Origin of the sequence: Neorhizobium descurainiae, from assembly GCF_051400715.1 — a bacterium.
GTDB lineage: Bacteria > Pseudomonadota > Alphaproteobacteria > Rhizobiales > Rhizobiaceae > Neorhizobium.
In genome coordinates this window covers 38829-58778 of record NZ_JBLFFK010000013.1, presented here as the reverse complement: position 1 = coordinate 58778, position 19950 = coordinate 38829, and the positions used below count along the sequence as shown (strand labels likewise).

The 19950-nt window shown below is 61.2% G+C and carries 20 protein-coding genes; 12 read left to right on the top strand and 8 right to left on the bottom strand.

The annotated features are described in order from the left end of the window. Window positions 1–14 precede the first annotated feature (14 nt). The gene (locus ACMGE0_RS20890; RefSeq protein WP_436817813.1) at window positions 15–803 is read right to left on the bottom strand and encodes an IclR family transcriptional regulator; all 789 of its coding nucleotides are present in this window, start codon (window positions 801–803) and stop codon (window positions 15–17) included. A 348-nt stretch (window positions 804–1151) separates the two neighbouring features. On the opposite strand from ACMGE0_RS20890, the gene ACMGE0_RS20885 reads away from it, so the two are divergent. Both ACMGE0_RS20885 and ACMGE0_RS20880 read left to right on the top strand, forming a co-directional pair. Beyond that, the gene (locus tag ACMGE0_RS20885; RefSeq protein WP_436817812.1) at window positions 1152–1892 is read left to right on the top strand and encodes a ribonuclease activity regulator RraA; all 741 of its coding nucleotides are present in this window, start codon (window positions 1152–1154) and stop codon (window positions 1890–1892) included. A 9-nt stretch (window positions 1893–1901) separates the two neighbouring features. Beyond that, on the top strand, window positions 1902–2798 hold the full coding sequence (locus tag ACMGE0_RS20880; protein ID WP_436817811.1) for an SMP-30/gluconolactonase/LRE family protein: 897 nt from the start codon (window positions 1902–1904) through the stop codon (window positions 2796–2798). Window positions 2799–2880: 82 nt separating this feature from the next. Here the strand turns inward: ACMGE0_RS20880 and ACMGE0_RS20875 are convergent, their stop codons facing one another. Together ACMGE0_RS20875 and gloA are read right to left on the bottom strand one after the other, a co-directional pair. Then, a complete protein-coding gene (locus tag ACMGE0_RS20875) occupies window positions 2881–3861 on the bottom strand; it encodes an aldo/keto reductase (protein WP_436817810.1) in 981 nt (326 codons plus the stop codon). Between the two features lie 15 nt (window positions 3862–3876). Continuing rightward, window positions 3877–4293 carry a lactoylglutathione lyase gene (gene gloA, locus ACMGE0_RS20870; RefSeq protein WP_436817809.1) on the bottom strand — a complete coding sequence of 139 codons (417 nt, stop codon included), beginning with the start codon at window positions 4291–4293 and terminating at the stop codon, window positions 3877–3879. A 173-nt stretch (window positions 4294–4466) separates the two neighbouring features. On the opposite strand from gloA, the gene ACMGE0_RS20865 reads away from it, so the two are divergent. After that, window positions 4467–5249: an SDR family oxidoreductase gene (locus tag ACMGE0_RS20865; protein ID WP_436817808.1), complete on the top strand. Its 783-nt coding sequence runs from the start codon at window positions 4467–4469 to the stop codon at window positions 5247–5249. Window positions 5250–5287: 38 nt separating this feature from the next. On the opposite strand, the gene ACMGE0_RS20860 is transcribed toward ACMGE0_RS20865, so the two are convergent. From ACMGE0_RS20860 to ACMGE0_RS20840, 5 genes are all read right to left on the bottom strand, one after another. Beyond that, window positions 5288–6376, bottom strand: a complete 1089-nt coding sequence (locus ACMGE0_RS20860; protein WP_436817807.1) for an ABC transporter ATP-binding protein — start codon at window positions 6374–6376, stop codon at window positions 5288–5290. 6 nt (window positions 6377–6382) lie between these two features. Further along, on the bottom strand, window positions 6383–7300 hold the full coding sequence (locus tag ACMGE0_RS20855) for a carbohydrate ABC transporter permease (protein WP_436817806.1): 918 nt from the start codon (window positions 7298–7300) through the stop codon (window positions 6383–6385). Between the two features lie 4 nt (window positions 7301–7304). Next, window positions 7305–8186: a carbohydrate ABC transporter permease gene (locus ACMGE0_RS20850; protein WP_436817805.1), complete on the bottom strand. Its 882-nt coding sequence runs from the start codon at window positions 8184–8186 to the stop codon at window positions 7305–7307. 69 nt (window positions 8187–8255) lie between these two features. After that, on the bottom strand, window positions 8256–9497 hold the full coding sequence (locus ACMGE0_RS20845; RefSeq protein WP_436817804.1) for an ABC transporter substrate-binding protein: 1242 nt from the start codon (window positions 9495–9497) through the stop codon (window positions 8256–8258). 388 nt (window positions 9498–9885) lie between these two features. Further along, window positions 9886–10914: a LacI family DNA-binding transcriptional regulator gene (locus tag ACMGE0_RS20840; RefSeq protein WP_436817803.1), complete on the bottom strand. Its 1029-nt coding sequence runs from the start codon at window positions 10912–10914 to the stop codon at window positions 9886–9888. A 182-nt stretch (window positions 10915–11096) separates the two neighbouring features. On the opposite strand from ACMGE0_RS20840, the gene ACMGE0_RS20835 reads away from it, so the two are divergent. From ACMGE0_RS20835 to ACMGE0_RS20795, 9 genes are all read left to right on the top strand, one after another. Continuing rightward, the gene (locus tag ACMGE0_RS20835) at window positions 11097–11510 is read left to right on the top strand and encodes a Rieske (2Fe-2S) protein (protein WP_436817802.1); all 414 of its coding nucleotides are present in this window, start codon (window positions 11097–11099) and stop codon (window positions 11508–11510) included. 34 nt (window positions 11511–11544) lie between these two features. Further along, entirely contained in the window at window positions 11545–12609 is a 1065-nt protein-coding gene (locus ACMGE0_RS20830; RefSeq protein WP_436817801.1) for an amidohydrolase family protein, read from the top strand. Next, entirely contained in the window at window positions 12606–13718 is a 1113-nt protein-coding gene (locus ACMGE0_RS20825) for an amidohydrolase family protein (RefSeq protein ID WP_436817800.1), read from the top strand. The genes ACMGE0_RS20830 and ACMGE0_RS20825 overlap by 4 nt, the downstream gene beginning before the upstream one ends. A gap of 12 nt (window positions 13719–13730) precedes the next feature. Beyond that, window positions 13731–14729: a dihydroxyacetone kinase subunit DhaK gene (locus tag ACMGE0_RS20820; RefSeq protein WP_436817799.1), complete on the top strand. Its 999-nt coding sequence runs from the start codon at window positions 13731–13733 to the stop codon at window positions 14727–14729. Next, complete coding sequence (locus tag ACMGE0_RS20815; protein WP_436817798.1) at window positions 14729–15364, top strand: dihydroxyacetone kinase subunit L; 636 nt, start codon at window positions 14729–14731, stop codon at window positions 15362–15364. Before ACMGE0_RS20820 ends, ACMGE0_RS20815 begins: the two co-directional genes overlap by 1 nt. A 227-nt stretch (window positions 15365–15591) precedes the next feature. After that, window positions 15592–16539, top strand: coding sequence for a carbohydrate ABC transporter permease (locus ACMGE0_RS20810; RefSeq protein ID WP_436817797.1), 948 nt, complete (start codon window positions 15592–15594; stop codon window positions 16537–16539). Then, the gene (locus ACMGE0_RS20805) at window positions 16539–17384 is read left to right on the top strand and encodes a carbohydrate ABC transporter permease (RefSeq protein WP_436817796.1); all 846 of its coding nucleotides are present in this window, start codon (window positions 16539–16541) and stop codon (window positions 17382–17384) included. The genes ACMGE0_RS20810 and ACMGE0_RS20805 overlap by 1 nt, the downstream gene beginning before the upstream one ends. A 32-nt stretch (window positions 17385–17416) precedes the next feature. Further along, window positions 17417–18763: an ABC transporter substrate-binding protein gene (locus tag ACMGE0_RS20800; RefSeq protein ID WP_436817795.1), complete on the top strand. Its 1347-nt coding sequence runs from the start codon at window positions 17417–17419 to the stop codon at window positions 18761–18763. Continuing rightward, window positions 18763–19896 (top strand): ABC transporter ATP-binding protein, encoded by a 1134-nt coding sequence (locus ACMGE0_RS20795; protein WP_436817794.1) that lies wholly within the window; start codon window positions 18763–18765, stop codon window positions 19894–19896. The genes ACMGE0_RS20800 and ACMGE0_RS20795 overlap by 1 nt, the downstream gene beginning before the upstream one ends. Window positions 19897–19950: the final 54 nt, after the last annotated feature.

Sequence of the window (19950 nt, the reverse complement as noted above, 5' to 3'; positions counted from 1 at the left end):
GTTCGGCGGCTCGATCAAATATCCGGAATACTGCTGGAAATCTCGACGGCCGCCTCGATCACCATGTCGCGCAGCCTGTCGCGCTCGTCATTTTCCTTGTCGGCGGCCAGATAGGGAATGCTCAGCGCCGCAATGACGCGTCCCGAGGGCGTGGTGACCGGTGCCGCGACTGCCCAGACGCTGCCGCCATGCTCGCCGCGGTCGCTTGCCCATCCCTGCTTGCGGATGCGGTTGAGTTCCGTCGAAAGCTTGGCTGCGTCGGTAATCGTGCGCGGCGTATATTTCTTCAGCGGGGTCGCCAGGAATTTGCGGATGGTTTCCGGCTCCATATGGGCAAGCAGCATCTTGCTCGCGGCGCCGGCATGGAGCGGGAAGGACTGGCCGATCGCCGGGTTGAGAGCATATTGCCCCTGGCCGGCGAAGGACGCGACCACGACAACGGCCTGGTTGTCGAGCACCGAAAGCTTGTTGGCCTCGCCGCTTGTTTCCGCGAGTTTCTTCATGGTCGGTTGAGCGACTGCCAAGAGATCGAAGGTTGCCTCGGAGCGGACCTTGGAGGCGAGGCTGAGCAGCCGGGGACCCAGCACATAGGTGCCGTCGAGCCGCCGCTGCACCATGTTATGGGCATGCAGCGTGTTCAGAATACGGTAGACCGTGCTGCGAGGCACGGAAAGCTGCTCTGAAAGGCCGCGAATGGTTTCGCCGGCCGGCTGGAGTTCAAGGGAAGACAGAATCTCCATCATCCTCTCCAATACCGGGACGCCGTTCTTGTCCTTGTCGTCTTGGCTGCTCTCGTCGCTCATCAGATATCCCTGGCCATCATTCAGTTTCGAATGAAGCAAATTCCCATTTGGAGCAATATCCGATTTTTTCATCAATGACACCATTCCCTCATTGACACCGGCTTTGTCAACATTCATTCTGAAATGAATAGTGTCAGTTTAAATATGAACTGATGTAGGCCGGTGGGAGCCAGCCTCCTGGGAGGGATGACATTGAAATAGCTCGAATGAGGCACGTTCCGCCGCGCTCGGCGCTCCGCTCGTCAGGACGATTGCGGGTGCTGTTGCGGCTCGGAATTTTCGACCACTTGAACGCTTTTCCAAGCGGCTCCCCGAGGGAGCGGCGAGGGCGAAAACACAGGGAATACCATGATCGAGACACAGGATATCAAACGGCCGCCGCGCGAATGGGTCGAGGCGATCAAGAAGATCGGCGCTGCGACGTCATCGAGCCAGCTCAGCAAGATGGGCATCCGCAATACGCATATCTGCGGGCCGGTTTCTCGCCGGGAGGGGACCGTGATGTGCGGTCCGGCGCTGACGCTGCAGTTCGTGCCCAAACGCGAAGATCTTCAGGACGCGGACGAATATGCTCAGCCGGAAAAGCAACTTCACAGGCACGTCCTCTACCATACCCAGCCGGGTGACGTCGTGGTCGTGGACGCCCGCGGCGACATGAAGAGCGGCATCTTCGGCGAGATGATGCTCACCTATTTCAAGGGCAAGGGCGGTGCCGGGGTGGTGATCGACGGATGCTTGCGCGACTACCCGAACGCCAAGCATCTGGACATCGGAATGTGGATCCGTGGCCTGACCCCGAACTTCCACACCCAGACCGATCTGATGCCTTGGGGCGTCAACGTGCCGATCTCTTGCGGCGGCGTGTTCGTCATGCCTGGCGACATAATCGTTGCAGATGACGATGGCGCCGTAGTCGTGCCCGTCAGCCATGCGGAAGAGCTCATAAGGCGTGCTTCGACTCATCATGAATGGGAGGAGTTTTCCAAGGAGAAGCTTCTCGCTGGCGGCGAACTCAAGCGCTACTACCCGCTGCATGACGATGCGCGGACCGAATACGAGGAGTGGCTCCGGAACAAGGCTGCGAAGTGAGGCCCGTCCATGGAAAACGCCACGCTCGATGACAAGGCATTCAGCCTCGTCTGTGACAGCCGCTCTCAGCTCGGCGAAAGCCCGGTCTGGAGCGAAGCTGAAGGAGTGCTCTATTTTGTCGATATCCGCGGTCCGTCGATCAACCGTTTCGATCCCGCCACCGGCGAGCTCCAGCGCTTCATGCAGTCCGAAGAGATCGGCTGCATCGGCCTCATCCGCGACGGCGGTTTTGTCGCCGGTCTGAGATCCGGTATCTGGCGGCTAGACCGGCAAGGCAATCCGATAGGAAAGCTCGCGGACAATCCGGAAGGCATCGAATTCAGTCGCTTCAACGATGGCCGGGTCGGCCCGGACGGCCGTTTTTATGCCGGTACGGTCGACGAATCCCGTCAGAACAAGGCGAAACTCTATCGCTACGACCGAAATGGCCTCGTGCCGTTGATCGAGGGGTTGATGACATCGAACGGCCTGGCATTTTCGCCGGACGGCAAGACGCTCTATCACGTGGATTCGCCGGTTTCCAAGGTCACGGCCCGCGATTTCGACGGGAGGAACGGCACGATTTCCGGGGAGCGGGTAGTGATCGATATCCCGGACAATCCGGCGGCGCGGCCCGACGGAGCTTCCGTCGACGTCGAAGGGTGTTACTGGGTGGCGATCTTCGGTGGCGCCGTCGTCCAGCGCTTCTCGCCGGCAGGCAAACTGATGGCAGAATATCCCGTGCCAGTGAAATGCCCGACCATGCCGGCCTTCGGCGGCCCGGATATGCGCACTCTGTTCGTTACGACGGCGGGAAGCCGCAGACCTCCGGAAGAGATGGCACAGTTTCCGACATCCGGCAGCCTCTTTGCCATGCGCGCGCCCGTAGCCGGCGTACCGGCACCGTTCTTCGACGAAAACATCTGACAGGAAGACCGGCCGCGAGGGCCGGTTTTGGTACTCTCCGGGTTTTATGAAGGGGCCGGCCACTTCGGGTGACCGGCCTTTCTCATTCGAAGCCCATGATCTTGTGGGGCACGTAGTGCTCCGTGAGTTCCTTGATGTCCTCCGGCGTCAGCTTGATCGAGACGGCCTCGACCGCGTCGACGATCTGGCTTTCGCGGCTGACGCCCACGATCGGTGCGGCAACGGCGGGATTGGAAAGCAGCCAGGCGATGGCGATGCGGGCGCGAGGCACGCCATGGCGCTTCGCGACGTTGGCGACCGCGTTGATGACTTTCGCATCCGCCTCTTCCGTATCGCCGTAGAGGACAGGGCGCAGGATGTCTGTCCCTTTTCGGACAGACTCATGATCGTCCTCGCGGGCGAGAAGACCACGGGCGAGCGGGCTCCACGGAATGAGGCCGACGCCTTCCGCAGCGCAGAGCGGCACCATTTCCCGCTCTTCCTCGCGGTTGAGCAGGTTGTAGTGATTCTGCATCGAGATGAAGCGCGCCCAGCCCTTCCGATCCGAAAGGTAGAGCGACTTGGCGAACTTCCAGGCATGCATGGAAGAAGCGCCGATATAACGAACCTTGCCGATCCTGATGAGGTCTGTCAGGGCCTCGAGCGTCTCCTCGATCGGCGTAACCGGATCCCAGCGATGGATCTGGTAGAGATCCACGTAATCGGTACCGAGACGGCGCAGGCTGTGATCGATCTCCTGCATGATCGCCTTGCGCGACAGGCCCTTCGCATTCGGGCCCTCGCGCAACGGCGAATTGATCTTGGTCGCGAGCACGATCTCATCGCGCTTGGCGAAGTCCTTGAGCGCCCGGCCGACGATTTCCTCGCTCGAACCGTTCGAATAGATATTTGCCGTGTCGAAGAAGTTGACGCCGAGTTCGATCGCCTTCCTGATCAGGGGGCGGCTGTCCTCTTCGGCAAGCGTCCATTTCGGGTTGCCTCGATCGGGTTCGCCGAAGGTCATGCATCCGAGGCAGATGCGCGAGACCTCAAGACCCGATTTGCCGAGTTTGGTATATTCCATCGTCAAAACTCCGAGTTACTTGCTTTCCTGGATGAGTTCGATGCGGTAGCCGTCCGGATCGTCGACAAAGGCGATGACCGTGGTGCCGAACTTGACCGGGCCGGGCTCGCGGATGATTCTGACGCCCTCCTTGCGCATCGCTTCGCAGGCCGCGTAGATATCCGGCACACCGACGGCGAGATGGCCGAAGCCGGTGCCTTTTTCATAGGTCTCAACGCCGTAATTGTAGGTGAGCTCGATCATGGGATCGGTCTTTTCGGCGCCATAGCCGATGAAGACGTTGGTGTACTTGCCTTCCGGCACGTCGATCGTGCGGATGACATCCATGCCGAAGTGCTTCGAATAGAAGTCAATCGAACGCTGGAGGTCCCCGACCCGGATCATCGTGTGCATGATCCGCGGGGGCTTGGCAGTCTGGACGGCTGTCGCCATGGTCAATCTCCTTCTGGGTTGTGTGGCCGCTGCGGGGCGGCGGCCATTTGAAAGAAAATCTTTCGAAAACAAAAACTTATGCTGGAAAGCGGATGAAATGTTTTGTAAAACCATCTCCATGTTGCGGAGAAAAATAACGAGGTTTTCCGCTCAATCCGGATGGAGGATCGGCTATGGATTTCACAGGAAAGGTGGTGCTGGTGACGGGGGCGGGATCCGGCATCGGAAAGGCGTCGGCGATCATGCTGGGGGCCCGTGGCGCCAAGGTCGCGGTGCTCAGCAGGACGGAGAGCGAGATCCTCAAGACGAAGGAGGAGATCGAGGCGGCCGGTGGCAAAGCACTGGCGCTCACCGCCGATGTCAGCCTCGAAGGCGACATGAAGGTCGCGATCGACACTATGGTTTCGGCCTGGGGACAACTCGACATCGTGGTCGCCAATGCGGGCATCAACGGGGTATGGGCGCCGATCGATGACATGCAGCCGCACGAATGGGACAAGACGATCGCCGTCAACCTGCGCGGCACCTATCTTACGATCCACTATGCCGTGCCGCATCTGAAGGCAGCCGGAGGCGGATCGATCGTTGTGGTGTCCTCGATCAATGGCACGCGCACGTTCACGACCGCGGGAGCGACCGCCTATGCCGCCACCAAGGCGGCGCAGCTTGCCATGGTGCAGCAGCTTGCCCTGGAGCTCGGCAAGTCCCGTATCCGCATCAATGCGGTGTGCCCCGGCCTGATCGCCACGAACATTCCGGACAGCACGATCAAGCGGAACCAGGATGCCGCGCGCATTCCGGTCGTCTGGCCGGAAGGCGACATCCCGATTACCGGCGGCAAGGCCGGCACGAGCGAAGACGTCGCCGAGATCGTGACCTTTCTGGCGTCCGATCACTCCCGTCACATCACAGGGTCGCCGGTCTGGATCGACGGTGGCCAGAGCCTGCTGCGATAAAGGCGGCAGCGCATGCCGGAGGTTATGGAGGAGGGCCTTCACAATCTGTCCCCCGCCTCGTCGAACAGCGATGCCTGAGCCATGTTCACGTAAATATCGGTCTTTGCCCCGATGACCGGCGTCTGGTCCGAAGAAATCCTCACCGAGAAGCTTTCGCCGGCAAGCGTGCCCCAGAGAAGCGTATCCGGTCCCATGGGCTCTTCGATGGTGAGAACGGCCTCCAGCCGGTCCGGATACTGGCGTTCGGTGGGGCGTAACAGGGCCTGTTCCGGACGGATTCCGAGCGTTGCCGTTTGCCCGTCGGCGAACGGTCGCGAAAACACGTAGCCTGCCAAGTTCACTTCGCTGCCGTCCCGCAGGCGGAAGCATGTCGTATTTTCTTGCCGGATCAGGGTGCCGGGCAGGAAATTCATCTGCGGCGAGCCGACGAAACCGGCGACGAAGCGGTTGATCGGCCGTTGGTAGATTTCCTTGGGCGTCGCAAGCTGCTGGATGACGCCCTTGTGCATGACGGCGACGCGGTCGGCGAGCGTCAGCGCCTCGACCTGATCATGGGTGACGAAGATCATCGTTGAGCCGAGGCTCTTGTGCAGCCGCTTGATCTCGACGCGCAGCTCGGTGCGCAGCTTGGCGTCAAGATTGGAAAGCGGCTCGTCGAAGAGCAGCACTTTCGCGTTACGGACCAACGCACGTCCGATCGCGACGCGCTGGCGCTGGCCGCCCGAGAGCTGTGCCGGCTGGCGTTGCAGCAAATGCTCGAGCTGGAGAATGCGCGCCGCTTCCGAAACACGTTCGGCGATCTCGGCCTTCGGCATTCCGGACATCCTGAGCCCGAAGGAGAGGTTTCCTTCCACCGTCAGGCGCGGATAGAGCGCATAAGACTGGAAAACCATGCCGATGCCGCGTTCATGCGGTTCGGCCCAGGTGACGTTGCGGCCGTCGATCCAGATCTGTCCCTCGGCGATGTCCAGGAGACCCGCAATCGCATTGAGCAAAGTGGATTTGCCACAGCCGGAAGGACCGAGCAGAACGATGAACTCGCCTTCCTCCACGTCGAGGTTGAGCGTTTCGAGCACGTTCAGCGCACCGAAGGAGATTTGCAGGTTCCGGATGGAAACGCTGGACATGAATGCTTACCCTTTGACTGCGCCGGCAGCGATGCCGCGCACGAACCAGCGGCCCGAGATGAAATATACGACGAGCGGAACGGCGGCGGTCATGATGGTGGCCGCCATGTTGACGTTGTAGGCGATCTCGCCCTCCGTCGGCGCAACAAGGTTGGTGAGCTGCACCGTCATCGGGCGGTTGGCGAGGCCGCCGAAGGTGAGCCCCATGATGAAGTCGTTCCAGATGCCCGTGACCTGCAGGATGACGGCGACGACCAGCATCGGGATCGACATTGGCAGCATCAACCGGAAGAAGATTGAGAAGAACCGTCCGCCATCGACACGCGCCGCCTTGAAAAGGTCGATCGGTATGCCGGCATAATAATTGCGGAAGAGCAGCGTCATCACCGGCAGGCCGAAGATGACATGTGTCAGCACCAGCGCGTAGATCGTGCTGAACAGGCCGGTCGCCGAATAGATGCGCACCAGCGGATAGATGAAGACCTGATAGGGCAGGAAAGCCCCGAGCAACAGTGCTGCGAACAGCAGGTTCGCACCGCGAGCGCGCCAGAAGGAGAGGGCGTAACCGGTCAAAGCGCCGACGAAGATAGAGCAGATGACGGACGGGACGAGGATTTTCACCGAATTCCAGAAGCCCGGGCTGATGCCGCGGCAATCGAGGCCGGTGCAGGCACTGGACCAGGCCTTGACCCAGGGTTCGAATGTCACAGTTGTCGGCAGGGCGAAAAGACCGCCGAGGCGTATCTCCTCCATCGGCTTGATGGACGTGACGACCATCACATAGAGCGGCAGCAGGAAGAACAGTGCCGAGATGACGAGAAATGCATAGATCCCGATGCGGGCGGGGCTCAGGCTCTTCGGAGCCGGGCCGCTCGGACCTTCTCCCATCCTAACGCTGCGTATCCTGGTCTCGGGGGTGGTCATCGGCCTAGTCCTTCCGCTTCTCGGCGCTGAAGTATTCCGCATAGAGCCAAGGGGTCAGGACGCAGAGCACGGTGATTAGCAGGGTCGTGGCGGCCGCCGTCGCAAGGCCGATGTTCTGGCGCTGGAACAGGTAATCCATCACGAATTTGGCAGGTACGTCGGATGAGAAGCCGGGACCGCCGCCGGTCAGCACTAGAACCAGGTCGTAGAGCTTGACGACGCCGAGCGAGAGAAGAACCGTCGCGCTGATGAAGCTCGGCCGCAGGATCGGCACGACGATGTGCCAGTAGCAACGCCAGGGCTTGATGCCATCGATGCGCGAGGCTTTCCATAGATCCGGATCGATGCCGCGAAGCCCGGCTAGCATGATCGCCATGACGAGGCCCGCCGCATGCCAGACGCCGGCGAGCACGACGCAATAGATCGCCGTTTCCTTCTGGATGATCCAGTCGAAACGGAAATTCTCGAAACCCCAGCCTCGGACGGTCTGCTCGATGCCGAGCGTCGGGTTCAGGATCCATTGCCACACGAGGCCGGTAACGATGAAGCTCATCGCATAGGGATAGAGGATGACGGTGCGCAGGAAACCTTCGGCGCGGATGCGCTGGTCGAGCGCGACGGCAAGCAGGAAACCGAGGACGAGCGAGATGCCGATCATCAGCACGCCGAAGATCACCATGTTCTGGATCGAGGTCAGCCACCGCTCGGTGCCGAAGAGGCGGACATACTGGTTGAAGCCGGCAAAACGGGCGACGGGCAGCATGCGGGAATCGGTGAAGGATATGCCGACCGTCCAGACGATCGTGCCGATATAGGCGAACACGACGATCAGGATCGCCGGCGTGAGACCGGCATAAACGCTCCAGCGGATGGGACGCTGCTTCATCGGAACTTCCCGGGAGTGGACTGCGAAAAAGAGCGGCAGCCGCCTGCCGCCCGAGGTGGCGGGAAGTTGTTATTCCTGAAATTCGGAAAGCACTGCCGCATATTTGGCGGCGAACTGATCCGGAGTCTCGGAGGGCGTCGCCCAATATTCGACCACGACGTCGGCGAGCGAGTTCAGCATGTCGGCGCCTGCCAGCCAGTCGGGACCGGCGAACTGCTTGTTCGGGTCCTTAAGCACTTCAAGGCCGATCTTCGAGCAGGCATCGAGGCCGGACGTGTCGACGTCGTTGCGGACGGGCATGGAGCCCTTGAGGTTGTTGAACTTCACCTGCACGTCCTTGTCCAACATGACCTTCGCCATCAGGGCCTGTGCCTTGGCGACGTTTTCCGACTTGCCTTTCGGCATGATGAAAACGTTGGAATCCATCAGGAGGTTCTGCTGGCCAAGGCCGAGCACACAGCCATAGTCCTTGCCGGCGACCCAGCCGGCGGCGGTGAACTCGCCCTTTTCCCAGTCGCCCATGATGTGCATCGCGGCCTTGCCGGTGATCAGCATGGATGCGGCCTCGTTGAACGAGCGGTTGGGAGTGCCCGGGTCCGTATAGTCGCGGATCCTCGCATAGGTCTCGGCAACGCGTTTGAATTCCGGCGTCTTGGTAGCGTCGGGGTTCTTGTCGCGGAAGACGGCAAGGTAGAGATCGCGCCCGCCGGCGCCGACTAGCACGCCGTTGAAAAGCTGATGTTGCTGCCAGGGCTGGGCGCCAAAGGCGAGCGCAATGATGCCGCCGGCCTTGAACTTATCGGCCGCCGCGAAGAATTCTTCCCAGGTTTTCGGCTCCTGCACGCCGAATTTCTCGAAAAGCGCCTTGTTGTACCAGAGCCAGTTCGGCGTCTGCAGGTTCACCGGCACGGCATAGATATGCCCGTCGCGGCTCACGGCTTCCAGCACGTCGGCGGGAAGCGATTTCTTCCAGCTATCGGCGGCGGCGACGTCATCGAGATTGTTGAGCAGGCCCTGATCGGCCAGTTCGCCGAACTGCTTTCCGGCATTCATCATCATCACGGTCGGCGGATTGCCGCCGACAATGCGGTTGATGCCGGTCGGCTTGGCGACGTCGCCGTTGACGATCGCGTTGTCGACCCATTGGCCGCCGGCGGCGTTGAACGCATCGGCGAAAACCTTCACGGCTTTCGACTGCGCTTCCGTGGTCCACCAATGCAGGACCTCCGCCTTTTCCGCGCCAAAGGCGGGTTGAGCCAGAGTGAAGGCCAGCCCGGTTGCGCCTAACAATGCACGATATTTCTGCAGCATTTCAATCTCCTCCCGATTGCCATGCGGGCACGCAGCCTCCGCAGCGCGCCGGCCTCGATGAATCCCTTTGTGGACAAGGCCTTCCTCCTCCTCACCCCGCAATCAGCATAAGCGCCATCTGCGCTTTGCGTCAACATTTAACGCAATATAGTTGCGTTTATTTGCGCTTAATTGTTAGGTTGGTTTTTGTCATCGTCTTCCTGCAACTCCGACCCCCCCTGAGGCGCCAGATTCATACTCGAAATCCTTCCTATTCAAATATGAACCTTGTTAATTCTGATTAGAATTGCAGCGCGATCGGCAAATGTCAAGCTGCAGGAATGTGCGGCCAGGCAAACATGGCTCGGGTGATCGGATAAACGGGGTGCTCGGGCGGTAGAGCTCGGGGTCAGCCTGCGATCGCAAGAACGCGCGGCAGCCAGTCGGTCTTGCCGGCTTCTGCGGCGGATTCGCGCTCGATGATCTCGGAAACCAGCGCAAGACGCACCGGCGGTCGGTTGCGCGCCTCGGTGCTTGCCAGCCTTTCCGCGATGCAGCGAACCATTGCGGCGCCCATTTCCACCTGAGGTGTCCGAACCGTCGTAAGGCGCGGTGACATATGCATGGCCGAGGCGAAATCATTGAAACCCACGACCGAGATGTCTTCCGGGACGCGAATCCCGAGACGCAGCAGCTCCGATATCACCGCAATGGCGATGCCGTCATGGGCACAAAAGAGAGCGGTTGGCTCCTTTCCGGCGCGCAGATAGCGAAAAAAGGCGCTGCGGAAGCCTTCCGATTCATCGAAGACGATATCGTCCACATGAGTGTCGTCAGCCGTCGAGGCACCGTCGCGAAAGCCGCGGAAGCGCTCGGCGCGGCCCATGGGAGTTGCGCTGCCGTGCACGAAAGCCATGTTGCGGTGGCCAAGTTTCAGCAGCATCTGGGCAACGCCGTAGCCGGATTCCCAGTCTGCGCCGACCACTTGGTCGATATGTTCCATCGGGCTGGCATAGCTGGCGCAAACGACCGGCACGCCGGTTCTGACGGCAAGTGCGGACCATTCGGACGGCCGCGGCACGGCCAGGATGATCCCGACCACGGAGGATTCCAGCTGCGCCGCATCGTTCAGGTGGCGCGCCTGGCGGGGGAGGATTGCAAACCCAAGCCTTTCGCCTTCCCGCTCCGCGCCGTGCATGATGTTCAGCCAGAGCTCGCTGCTGACGGGATCGATTTCCTGGCGGATGAAGAGGATGTGCCCGACCGTGTAGTTCACATCCTGGTTGACGCGATAACCCATCGAATGGGCTGCCCGGATGACACGGTTTCGGGTCGCTTCCCCCACGCCTGGCTTGCCGGAAAGAGCGCGCGACACGGAGAATTTCGAAAGGCCGAGATTGTCGGCAAGATCCTGAATTGTTACGCGATTGGAGGCCATCGGCGAACTCGTTCCTGTTCAATTTTGTTGTGCCGCAGGAGAGGCTCAACGTCAAGTCGCACGCTAAATTACAAAACAATGTTGCGCATATTGTTTTAAACTGTTAGCTTGCACTCCTAACAATATCAAGGAAGTTGCGGTGCCGGGGAGGAGTAATCCGGCGCCCGTTGGGATGGAGTATCGTGGGAAAGCATGTCGTCGCCGCTCTGGCGGAAATCCCGCCGGGATCGCAGAAGCTCGTCCATGTGCAGGGTCGGGCGATCGCAGTCTTCAACGTCAATGGCGAGCTGTTCGGCATATCCGATACCTGCCCGCATCAGGGCGGTAGCCTTGCCACCGGTGCGACGGTCGGGCTGACGACCTCGAAGGAGCCGGGGAAATTCTGCCATTCGCGGCCGGGCGAGTTCGTCCGCTGCCCTTGGCATAGCTGGGAGTTCGACCTGCGCACCGGCCAGTCCTGGTGCGATCCCCGGAAGTTCCGGACGAAGCCTTACGACCTCAGCGTCGAGCCCGGCGAGACGCTGGTCGCAGGCCCCTATGTCGCCGAGACTTTCGGCATCTCGGTCGAGGGCCAGTACATCGTCGTGGAGTTCTAGCCGCCACGCAAGTCCGGAATGAGGAGGTTCCGTCTTGTCGATTTCGAATGCCATCGATTGCGATATCCACCCGGGTGTGCCGACCATCAAGGTTTTGCTGCCTTACATGAGCGACTATTGGCGCGAAGCCTTCATTGCCCGCGGGCAGGATGGTTTCCAGCCGTCGAGCTACCTGCCGAATTCGCCGATCGCCTGCCGGCCGGACTGGCGCGACGGCGACGCCGTTCCCGGCAGCCGTTTCGACCTCCTGCAGAAGCACGCCCTCGATGGTTTCGGCTCCCGGTTCGCGATCTGCAACGTGCTCTATGGCGGGTCGTTTTCGATCAGCGAGACGATGGGAGCCGCGATCTGCTCGGCGGTCAACGATTGGGTGAGGGCGGAGTGGCTGGCGCGCGATCCGCGGCTGCGCGCTTCGATCGTCGTCCCGACCCAGAACCCGCATCTCGCCGTCGAGGAGATCGAACGGCTCGCCGATGATCGCCGTTTCGTGCAAATCCTGATGCCGGTGGCGCTCGACATGATGCTCGGCAAGCAGCATTACTGGCCGATCTTTAAGGCGGCGGTTCGCCACAACCTGCCGATCGGCCTGCATGCGGGCAGCCTCTATCGTTATGCACCGACCACGAACGGTTGGCCGAGCCATTACCTGCAGGACTATGTCAGCAATAATCATGCCTTCGAGAGTCAGCTGCTAAGCCTCATCGCGCAGGGCGTCTTCGTCAAATTTCCCGACCTCAAGATCGTCCTGATCGAAAGCGGAGTGACCTGGCTGCCGGGCTTCCTGTGGCGCGCGCGCAAGACCTGGCGGGCCGTGCGGCCGGAAGTGCCGTGGGTGGACGAGTCCCCGATCGACATCGTCCGTCGGCACGTGCGTCTGACTGCGCAGCCGATCGACGGCCCCTCCGATCCGGCTGTTCTCGAACGGGTGCTGAACCAGATCGGCTCGGACGACATGCTGCTCTTCGCCTCCGACTATCCGCACTGGCAGTTCGACGGCGAGCGCGTGCTTCCCGAGGGCGTGCCGGCCCGTCTCATCGAAAAGATGATGAACGACAATCCGCTTGCCACCTATCCGCGGCTGGGGGAGACGATCCAGTGAATGCGCCCGATCAAGCCCTGGAACAACCGGCCGAGGCGGCCGCCAAATTCCAGTTCATCGACTGCGACATCCATCCGTCGCTGAAGCACAGGCAAGCGCTGCATCCCTATCTCGAAAAGCGCTGGCGGGATCATCTCGATACCTACGGAAGCTTAGCGCATTGCGTCTACGCAACCCGCGGCGGCCCGTATCCGCGCTTCACGCCGGAGACCGCGCGCCGCGATGCCTGGCCGCCGAACGGCAATCCGCCCGGTTCCGACCTCGAATTCATGCAGGTCCAGCATCTCGACGCGCATAACATCCGGTTCGGCATTCTGGAGCCGATCGTCGGCGCCAACAACGCCCGCAACACGGACCTTTCGGCGGCGCTTTGCACGGCCACCAACGATTGGCAGGTGGACGAGTTCACCTCGAAGGACAAGCGCCTGAAAGCCTCGATCCATATCGGTGCCGAGGATGCGGAACTTGCCGTCGAGGAGATCGAGCGCCGCGCCGGCGACCGGAATTTCGCGCAGATCCAGCTCGGCTCGCGGTCGGTCGAGCCGATCGGCCGCAAGCGATACTGGCCGATCTTCGAAGCCGCGCAACGCAACGAGATGCCGATCGGCTTTCACGTCGGCGGGCCATCTCCCTATGCCCCCTCGCCAAGCGGCTGGCCGGACTATTACATCGAGGATCATCACGTGCTGACCCACAGCGCCCATGCGCAGGTGGCGAGCATGATCCTCGAAGGCGTGTTCGAGCTCTTTCCCAAGCTCCGCGTCGTGATGATCGAGGCCGGATTCGCCTGGGTGCCGTCGCTTGCCTGGCGGCTCGACAATCACTGGCGGAAGATGCGCGGCGAAACACCGCTCTGCAAAAGGCCACCCTCGGAATATCTCAAGCAGAATGTCTGGTTCACCACCCAGCCGGCCGAAGAGCCGGAGCATCGCGACGACCTGCGGCTGCTTTTCGAACTCATCGGCTTCGATCGCATGATGTTCGCGACCGACTATCCGCATTGGGATTTCGATGACCCGCAGCGGGCGATCGTCATGCCGATGAGCGAGGCCGAACGGCGCATGCTCTTCCACGACAACGCCATAAATTTCTATGCCAATCTCGATTGAAAGACCTGTTTTATGAAGAAGCTGATCAATGATCCCGCCGGTTATGTCGACGAGTCGCTCGATGGCTTGACGCTTGCCTTCCCGTCACTCGTTCGCGACGGAGCGGCCGGCCGGGTCATCCGTCGTGCTGAAGGCATGACCGAAGGCAAGGTCGGCATTGTTTCGGGCGGGGGCTTCGGTCACCTGCCGCTTTTTACCGGCTATGTCGGTAGGGGGCTGATCGATACCTGTGCGATCGGCAACGTCTTCGAAGGGCCGAATATCGATAGCTGCATCGATGCGATCCGGCTTGCGGACGGCGGGCGCGGAGTGCTTAGGCTTTACGGCAATTACGGCGGCGATCGGATGAATTTCGACATGGCCGGCGAGGTGCTGGAGGATGAGGGCATCCGCTGCACGACCGTGCTTGGCACAGACGACATTGCCAGCGGCGGGCCGGATGAGATCGGCAGGCGCCGCGGCGTTGCCGGACTGATCTATGCCTATAAGACTGCCGGTGCTGCCGCCGAAGCGGGTGCCGACCTGGAGGAAGTGACGCGCATCGCGGCGAAGGCTGTCGCCGCGACCCGAACGATCGGCGTCGGCCTTGCACCCTGCCGTTTGCCCTCGGCCGCCAGGCCAAGCTTCGAACTCGCCGAAGACGAGATCGAAATGGGCATCGGCATCCATGGCGAGCCCGGCATATGGCGCGACAGGCTCCGACCTGCCGACGTGATCGCGGACGAGATGATCGACCGGCTTCTGGCCGACCTCCCCGCGAAAGCCGGCGGCGAAGTCTCGGTGTTGGTCAACGGCCTTGGTGCGACGCCTCTGGAGGAGCTTTTCATCCTCTACCGGCGCGTCAAAAGCCGCCTCGATCAGGCCGGACTTACGATCGCTCACCCCCTGGTTGGCAATTACGTGACCTCGATGGAAATGCAGGGCGCTTCCGTCAGCCTCTTCCATCTGGACGAGGAGTTGAAGGCCCTGTTGCGGGCGCCGGCAGAATGCCCGTTCTGGAGGGGTGCCTGATGGAACTGACCGTCTCCCAGATCGCTGTAGGCGTTCGGCGCGCCGCCGAGGCCATGGAACGCCTGGAGCAGGAACTCAACGTTGCGGACGCGAAGCTCGGGGATGGCGATACCGGTTCCATGCTCGCCCGCGTCATCGCGGCCATGGCGGCAGCCGAACCGCAGGCGGCGGCATCTGTCAGCGACGCCTTCGGCAGGCTGGCGCGGGTCGCCATGTCGGCAACCGGTTCGAGCCTGGGAACGCTTTTCACCGGTGCGCTGCTTTCGTTATCGAAGCAGACGAAAGGGCGCGAGGCCGTCCAATGGAGCGAGCTTTCCAGCCTCGTTGCCATGGCGCGCGATGGGATGATGGCGCGGGGCGGGGCGAAACTGGGCGACAAGACCGTTCTCGATGCGTTGGACGCCGTGGCGGTTGCGACGGCCGGCAAGACGGATGCCGGAAGTGTTGGGTCTGCGGCCTGTGAGGCGCTCAATAGGGCTTTGATAGAATTCAGGGACAGGCCTTGCCGGATGGGTCGGGCAAAATTCTTCGCCGGGAAAAGCGTCGGTCTTGATGATCCCGGCATGCTGGCGTGTGCCTTTCTCGCAAAAGTATTGGCGGGTGAGGACGCCGGCACGCCTTACCTAACAACATAACAGCGATAGGGAATAAGAGGTTACTGCGGGTCTTTAAGGCGAATTTTCCGCCTCTGGCAGGGTCTTTCTGGCAAATTTCCTGCTAATTGTAGCGATAAAAATAACAGAGCAGCAAATTTCACTTGAATTTCGTTATGTTTTGTTTTGAGTAGTGACGCAAGGCGTTAGGCTGAGATAAGGCGGCGCTGGGGTCTGGAGGGGCCTGCCCCGCGAGGAGGAAAGAGAGAATGGTGGCTCAGCAATTCGAGCCGGCGGGCAACTTCGCCGATGTCATTGGCGAGGATGTCGCGTCCGAGCGCCGCAATGCATGGATCAAATTCCAGGACCGTATCTTCGTACCGCTGACGATCGTGCCGACGATCGTCGCAAGCCTTCTCGTCTTCGGTATTCCGCTGGCGTTCTCGCTGCTTCTGAGCTTCCAGGGTTGGACGATCGACAGCGGATTGTTTGCCGGCAGGTTCGTCGGCTTCGCCAATTATCAGGACCTCTTCACCGATCCGCTGTTCCGCTCGAGTCTTGCGCTCACGATTGGCTATACGATGGCGACGGTCACGAGCGAGTTGCTGCTCGGGCTCGGCATTGCGCTCCTCTTGAACAGCCGCGTGCCTTTCGTGCGCATCTTCCGTACAGCGCTCATCATTCCGATGATGATCACGCCGATCGTTGCGGCGCTCACCTGGAAACTGCTGCTCGATCCGAGCTACGGTCTGGTTAACGCCATTCTCGGCACCAAGACGGTCTGGCTCGGCGATCCTGATCTTGCGCTGATAGCCGTCGGCATCGTCAATATCTGGCAGAACACGCCGTTCGTCGCGATCCTGCTGCTCGCCGGGCTGCAATCGCTGCCGACCGAACCGGTCGAGGCGGCGGCGGTCGACGGCGCAAATTCCTGGCAGACCTTTCGCCACGTCACGCTGCCGCTGCTGATGCCCTACGTGGTCGTTGCAGTTCTTCTCCGCACGATCTTCGAATTCCGCTCGTTCGAGAACATCTGGGTGATGACGGGTGGCGGCCCGGCCAATGCCACCAAGCTTCTCTCCGTCTACACGTTCGAGGCGTCGTTCCTGTCCTTTGATCTGACGCTCGCGGCCGCCTCGTCCTGGGTCATGCTCTTCATCGTGCTGATCTTCTGCGTGTTCTTCATCCTCGCCACGAAGCGGAAGGAGATTCAGTGATGTCCGGTTTTGCCCGCGGCAGGCGCCGCAAGTTGATCCACTACGTGCTGACCTATACGGGACTGATCAGCCTTTTCCTGGTTTTCGTCTTCCCGCTTCTGTGGATCGTCGGCATCTCGCTCAAGACCCGCGAGCAGATCTTCACCAATCCGCCGGTCTTCTTCTGGATACCGACCTTCGAGAACTATGCGCAGGTGCTGACGCAATCGGATTTCCTGACGTCCTTCGGCAATTCGCTGGTCGTCACGACGGCTTCGGTAACGCTTTCCCTGCTCATCGGTATCCCGGCGTCCTACACGTTCGCGCGCTTCCGCTTTCCGGGACAGGGCGTCGCGATGATCACGCTGCTGATCATGCGCATGCTGCCGCCTGTCGCGATCCTTCTGCCGCTCTTCGTGCTGTTCAAGGCGGTCGGTCTATCGAACACCCGCATTTCGGTCATCATCGCCTACACGACCTTCAGCCTGCCGCTGATCGTCTGGGTGATGAAGGACTATTTCGCCAACCTGCCGAAGGAGCTGGAAGAGGCCGCCTATATCGACGGCGCCTCGCGCATGCTCGCCTTCCGCAAGATCGTGCTGCCGCTCGCCCGGCCGGGCATCGTGACCGCCGCGATCCTGTCGCTTCTGCTTGCCTGGAACGACTTCATCTTCGCGGCGATCCTGACGAACAACGCAACGCGCACCTCGCCGGTGCTGCTCGCAAGTTATGCCGGCGGGGAGACCGGCACCAATTGGGGAGCGATCACCGCTTCGGGCGTGCTCGTCGTCATCCCCGTCATCATCTTCTCGCTGATCGTCCAGAAGCACCTGGTGCAGGGGCTATCGTCGGGAACGGTGAAATGAACGCGAATGCATCAACGGAGGAGGAAATGGGAATGGAGAAGAACAAGGGAATTCTGGGCGGACCATCGATCAGCCGCCGCAATATGATGATCGGCTCGGCCGCGACGATCGCCGGCGCCGGGCTGATGAGCTCGACGCTCTTCACCCCGGCGCTTGCCCAGAGCAAACCGGCCAAGCTGACCGTCCTCGGTGACAGCGCGCCGTGGAAGGGTACGGTCATCGAGGATGCCATTCCGGCTTTCACCAAGGAAACTGGAATCGAGGTCGAATATATCCAGTTGCCGAACGAGCCGCTGATCACCCGCGCCCGCGCGGAATTGACGAGCGGCAGCACGACGAGTTTCGACGTGATGCAGATGGGCGCATCGATGATCGGCTGGATGCACACGTACATGGAGGACGTCAACGAGTTGCTGAAGAAGGCCGGCGGCAAATACGCGGCAGACTTCGGCATGGACGAGTTCTCGCAGGCCTCGCTCGATCTAGCCAGCATCGATGGCGTCTTGCGCGGCGTTCCTTACCGCAGCACCACCTATATCCTGCACTATCAGCCGGCTCTCTTGGAAGCGGTCGGCATAAAGGCGCCGCCGACTACCTTCGCCGAATATCTCGACGCAGCGCAGAAGCTGACCGAGGCCGGCAAGCCGAACCGCTTCGGTGTCGGCTATTGCGCTCGCCAGGGCGGCGCGATCGTCGATCACTTCGGCCCCTATCTCCTGTCGGCGGGCGGTGGTTTCTACGACAGCAAGACCAAGGACATCTGGATCAACAACGAAAAGTCGCTTGCCGGTCTGGAATTCTACGCAAGCCTGCTCAACAAGTACAATGTCGTGCCGCAGGACGCCGTGACCTGGGAATGGGACGAAATCATCGCCAATGGCCAGAACGACCGCTACGCCATGGCGATTACGCTCAATGCCTCCGCAACCCCCATCAACCGTTCCGACAAGTCAAAGACTAAGGGCAAGTGGAAATGGGCGATGGTGCCGGGCCGTGAAAGCGCCGCCAACAGCCGCTCCTCGCTCGGCGGCTGGAGCTTTGCTGTTCCGTCCAAAGGCGCCAACACCGGCTGGGCCTTCGAATTCGTCCAGTTCATCACCAGTCGTGAATGGGCGAAACGCTCGATGGAAAAGGGCAATGCCTCGGCGCGCCTCTCCGTCCTCACAGATCCTGAAGTCGTCAACACTTACGGCTTTACCGGCGTTATGGCCGACCAGCTCAAGACTGCGATCGCCAATCCGCGCGATGCTTATTGGGGTGCCGTCGAAGCCCAGCTTCGCGCTGGCCTCTCCAAGACGCTGCTCGCGCAGGCCTCCCCGAAGGATGCGATGGATGAGGTCGCATCCGGTTGGGAACGCACGATGCGCCGCGCCGGCTGATGAAAACTGCCGGGCGGGCAACCGCCCGGCACATCCGATCAAGACAGGAGAAAGCCATGGCTTCCGTTCAGATGACTGGTGTCAAGAAGACCTTCGGGGCGTTGGACGTCATTCACAGTCTCGACCTGAAGATCGAGGACGGCGCCTTCGTCGCGCTGGTCGGCCCTTCCGGATGCGGAAAGTCGACGCTGCTGCGAATGATCGCTGGGCTGGAGGAAACCACGGCCGGGGAAATCTCGATCGGCAGCAAGGTGGTCAACGACCTGACGCCGCGCGAACGCAATATCGCGATGGTCTTCCAGAACTATGCGCTCTATCCGCATATGTCGGTAGCCGAGAACATGGGCTTCAATCTAAAGCTCGCGAAGAAGCCGCAGGCGGAGATCGATGCCCGCGTCAGCGAGGCGGCCCGCATGCTTGGCCTGACGCCGCTGCTCGGCCGGCGGCCTTCCCAGCTTTCCGGCGGCCAGCGTCAGCGCGTCGCCATGGGGCGGGCCGTCGTGCGCAAGCCCCAGGTCTTCCTGTTCGACGAGCCGTTGTCCAATCTCGACGCGAAGCTGCGCGTGCAGATGCGCTCCGAAATCAAGGCCTTGCATCAGAAGGTCGGGACGACCTCGATCTACGTCACCCATGACCAGATCGAGGCCATGACGCTCGCCGACCATATCGTCGTCATGCATGGCGGCCGCATCGAGCAGCAGGGGCATCCGCTGGAACTCTATCGCAAGCCGGCCAATCTTTTCGTCGCGGGTTTCATAGGCACGCCGGCCATGAATTTCGTGGATGCGGTCGGCGGCAGCGACGATCTCGGTCCGCTCGCGAAATTGCCGGGCGGCGAGGCGATCCGCGTCGATGGCATACGTCTGGAAGAGGGCAGGCCCGTAACGATCGGCTTCCGTCCGGAACATCTTACCGCACATGGCAGCGGCACCAGGCTTGCTGGTCCGGCCCGGTTCGTAGAGCCGACCGGAGCCCTCACCCATGTGACGTTCGATCTCGGCGGGCGCGATATCGTCGCCGTCGTCGACGGCGAACGCCAGGTCCTGACTGGTGAAGCTTTCGAAGCCTCGGTCGCCCCGGAACTCGTGCACGTCTTCGACCGCCAGTCGGGCGCCCGATTGAACGCAGCCTGAAGCCGGCGGCGCTTTTACAGAAGCCGGGTTCCCAAGACCGGCTTTCAAACCAGG

What these genes read in the sequence shown, in the direction of transcription:
- ACMGE0_RS20880 (WP_436817811.1), top strand. Translation starts at nt 1,902, where the DNA reads ATGGAAAACGCCACGCTCGATGACAAGGCATTCAGCCTCGTCTGTGAC.
- ACMGE0_RS20840 (WP_436817803.1), bottom strand. Translation starts at nt 10,914, where the DNA reads ATGGCCTCCAATCGCGTAACAATTCAGGATCTTGCCGACAATCTCGGC.
- ACMGE0_RS20860 (WP_436817807.1), bottom strand. Translation starts at nt 6,376, where the DNA reads ATGTCCAGCGTTTCCATCCGGAACCTGCAAATCTCCTTCGGTGCGCTG.
- gloA (WP_436817809.1), bottom strand. Translation starts at nt 4,293, where the DNA reads ATGGCGACAGCCGTCCAGACTGCCAAGCCCCCGCGGATCATGCACACG.
- ACMGE0_RS20800 (WP_436817795.1), top strand. Translation starts at nt 17,417, where the DNA reads ATGGAGAAGAACAAGGGAATTCTGGGCGGACCATCGATCAGCCGCCGC.
- ACMGE0_RS20885 (WP_436817812.1), top strand. Translation starts at nt 1,152, where the DNA reads ATGATCGAGACACAGGATATCAAACGGCCGCCGCGCGAATGGGTCGAG.
- ACMGE0_RS20795 (WP_436817794.1), top strand. Translation starts at nt 18,763, where the DNA reads ATGAAAACTGCCGGGCGGGCAACCGCCCGGCACATCCGATCAAGACAG.
- ACMGE0_RS20850 (WP_436817805.1), bottom strand. Translation starts at nt 8,186, where the DNA reads ATGAAGCAGCGTCCCATCCGCTGGAGCGTTTATGCCGGTCTCACGCCG.
- ACMGE0_RS20815 (WP_436817798.1), top strand. Translation starts at nt 14,729, where the DNA reads ATGGAACTGACCGTCTCCCAGATCGCTGTAGGCGTTCGGCGCGCCGCC.
- ACMGE0_RS20805 (WP_436817796.1), top strand. Translation starts at nt 16,539, where the DNA reads ATGTCCGGTTTTGCCCGCGGCAGGCGCCGCAAGTTGATCCACTACGTG.
- ACMGE0_RS20890 (WP_436817813.1), bottom strand. Translation starts at nt 803, where the DNA reads ATGAGCGACGAGAGCAGCCAAGACGACAAGGACAAGAACGGCGTCCCG.
- ACMGE0_RS20845 (WP_436817804.1), bottom strand. Translation starts at nt 9,497, where the DNA reads ATGCTGCAGAAATATCGTGCATTGTTAGGCGCAACCGGGCTGGCCTTC.
- ACMGE0_RS20820 (WP_436817799.1), top strand. Translation starts at nt 13,731, where the DNA reads ATGAAGAAGCTGATCAATGATCCCGCCGGTTATGTCGACGAGTCGCTC.
- ACMGE0_RS20875 (WP_436817810.1), bottom strand. Translation starts at nt 3,861, where the DNA reads ATGGAATATACCAAACTCGGCAAATCGGGTCTTGAGGTCTCGCGCATC.
- ACMGE0_RS20810 (WP_436817797.1), top strand. Translation starts at nt 15,592, where the DNA reads ATGGTGGCTCAGCAATTCGAGCCGGCGGGCAACTTCGCCGATGTCATT.
- ACMGE0_RS20855 (WP_436817806.1), bottom strand. Translation starts at nt 7,300, where the DNA reads ATGACCACCCCCGAGACCAGGATACGCAGCGTTAGGATGGGAGAAGGT.
- ACMGE0_RS20865 (WP_436817808.1), top strand. Translation starts at nt 4,467, where the DNA reads ATGGATTTCACAGGAAAGGTGGTGCTGGTGACGGGGGCGGGATCCGGC.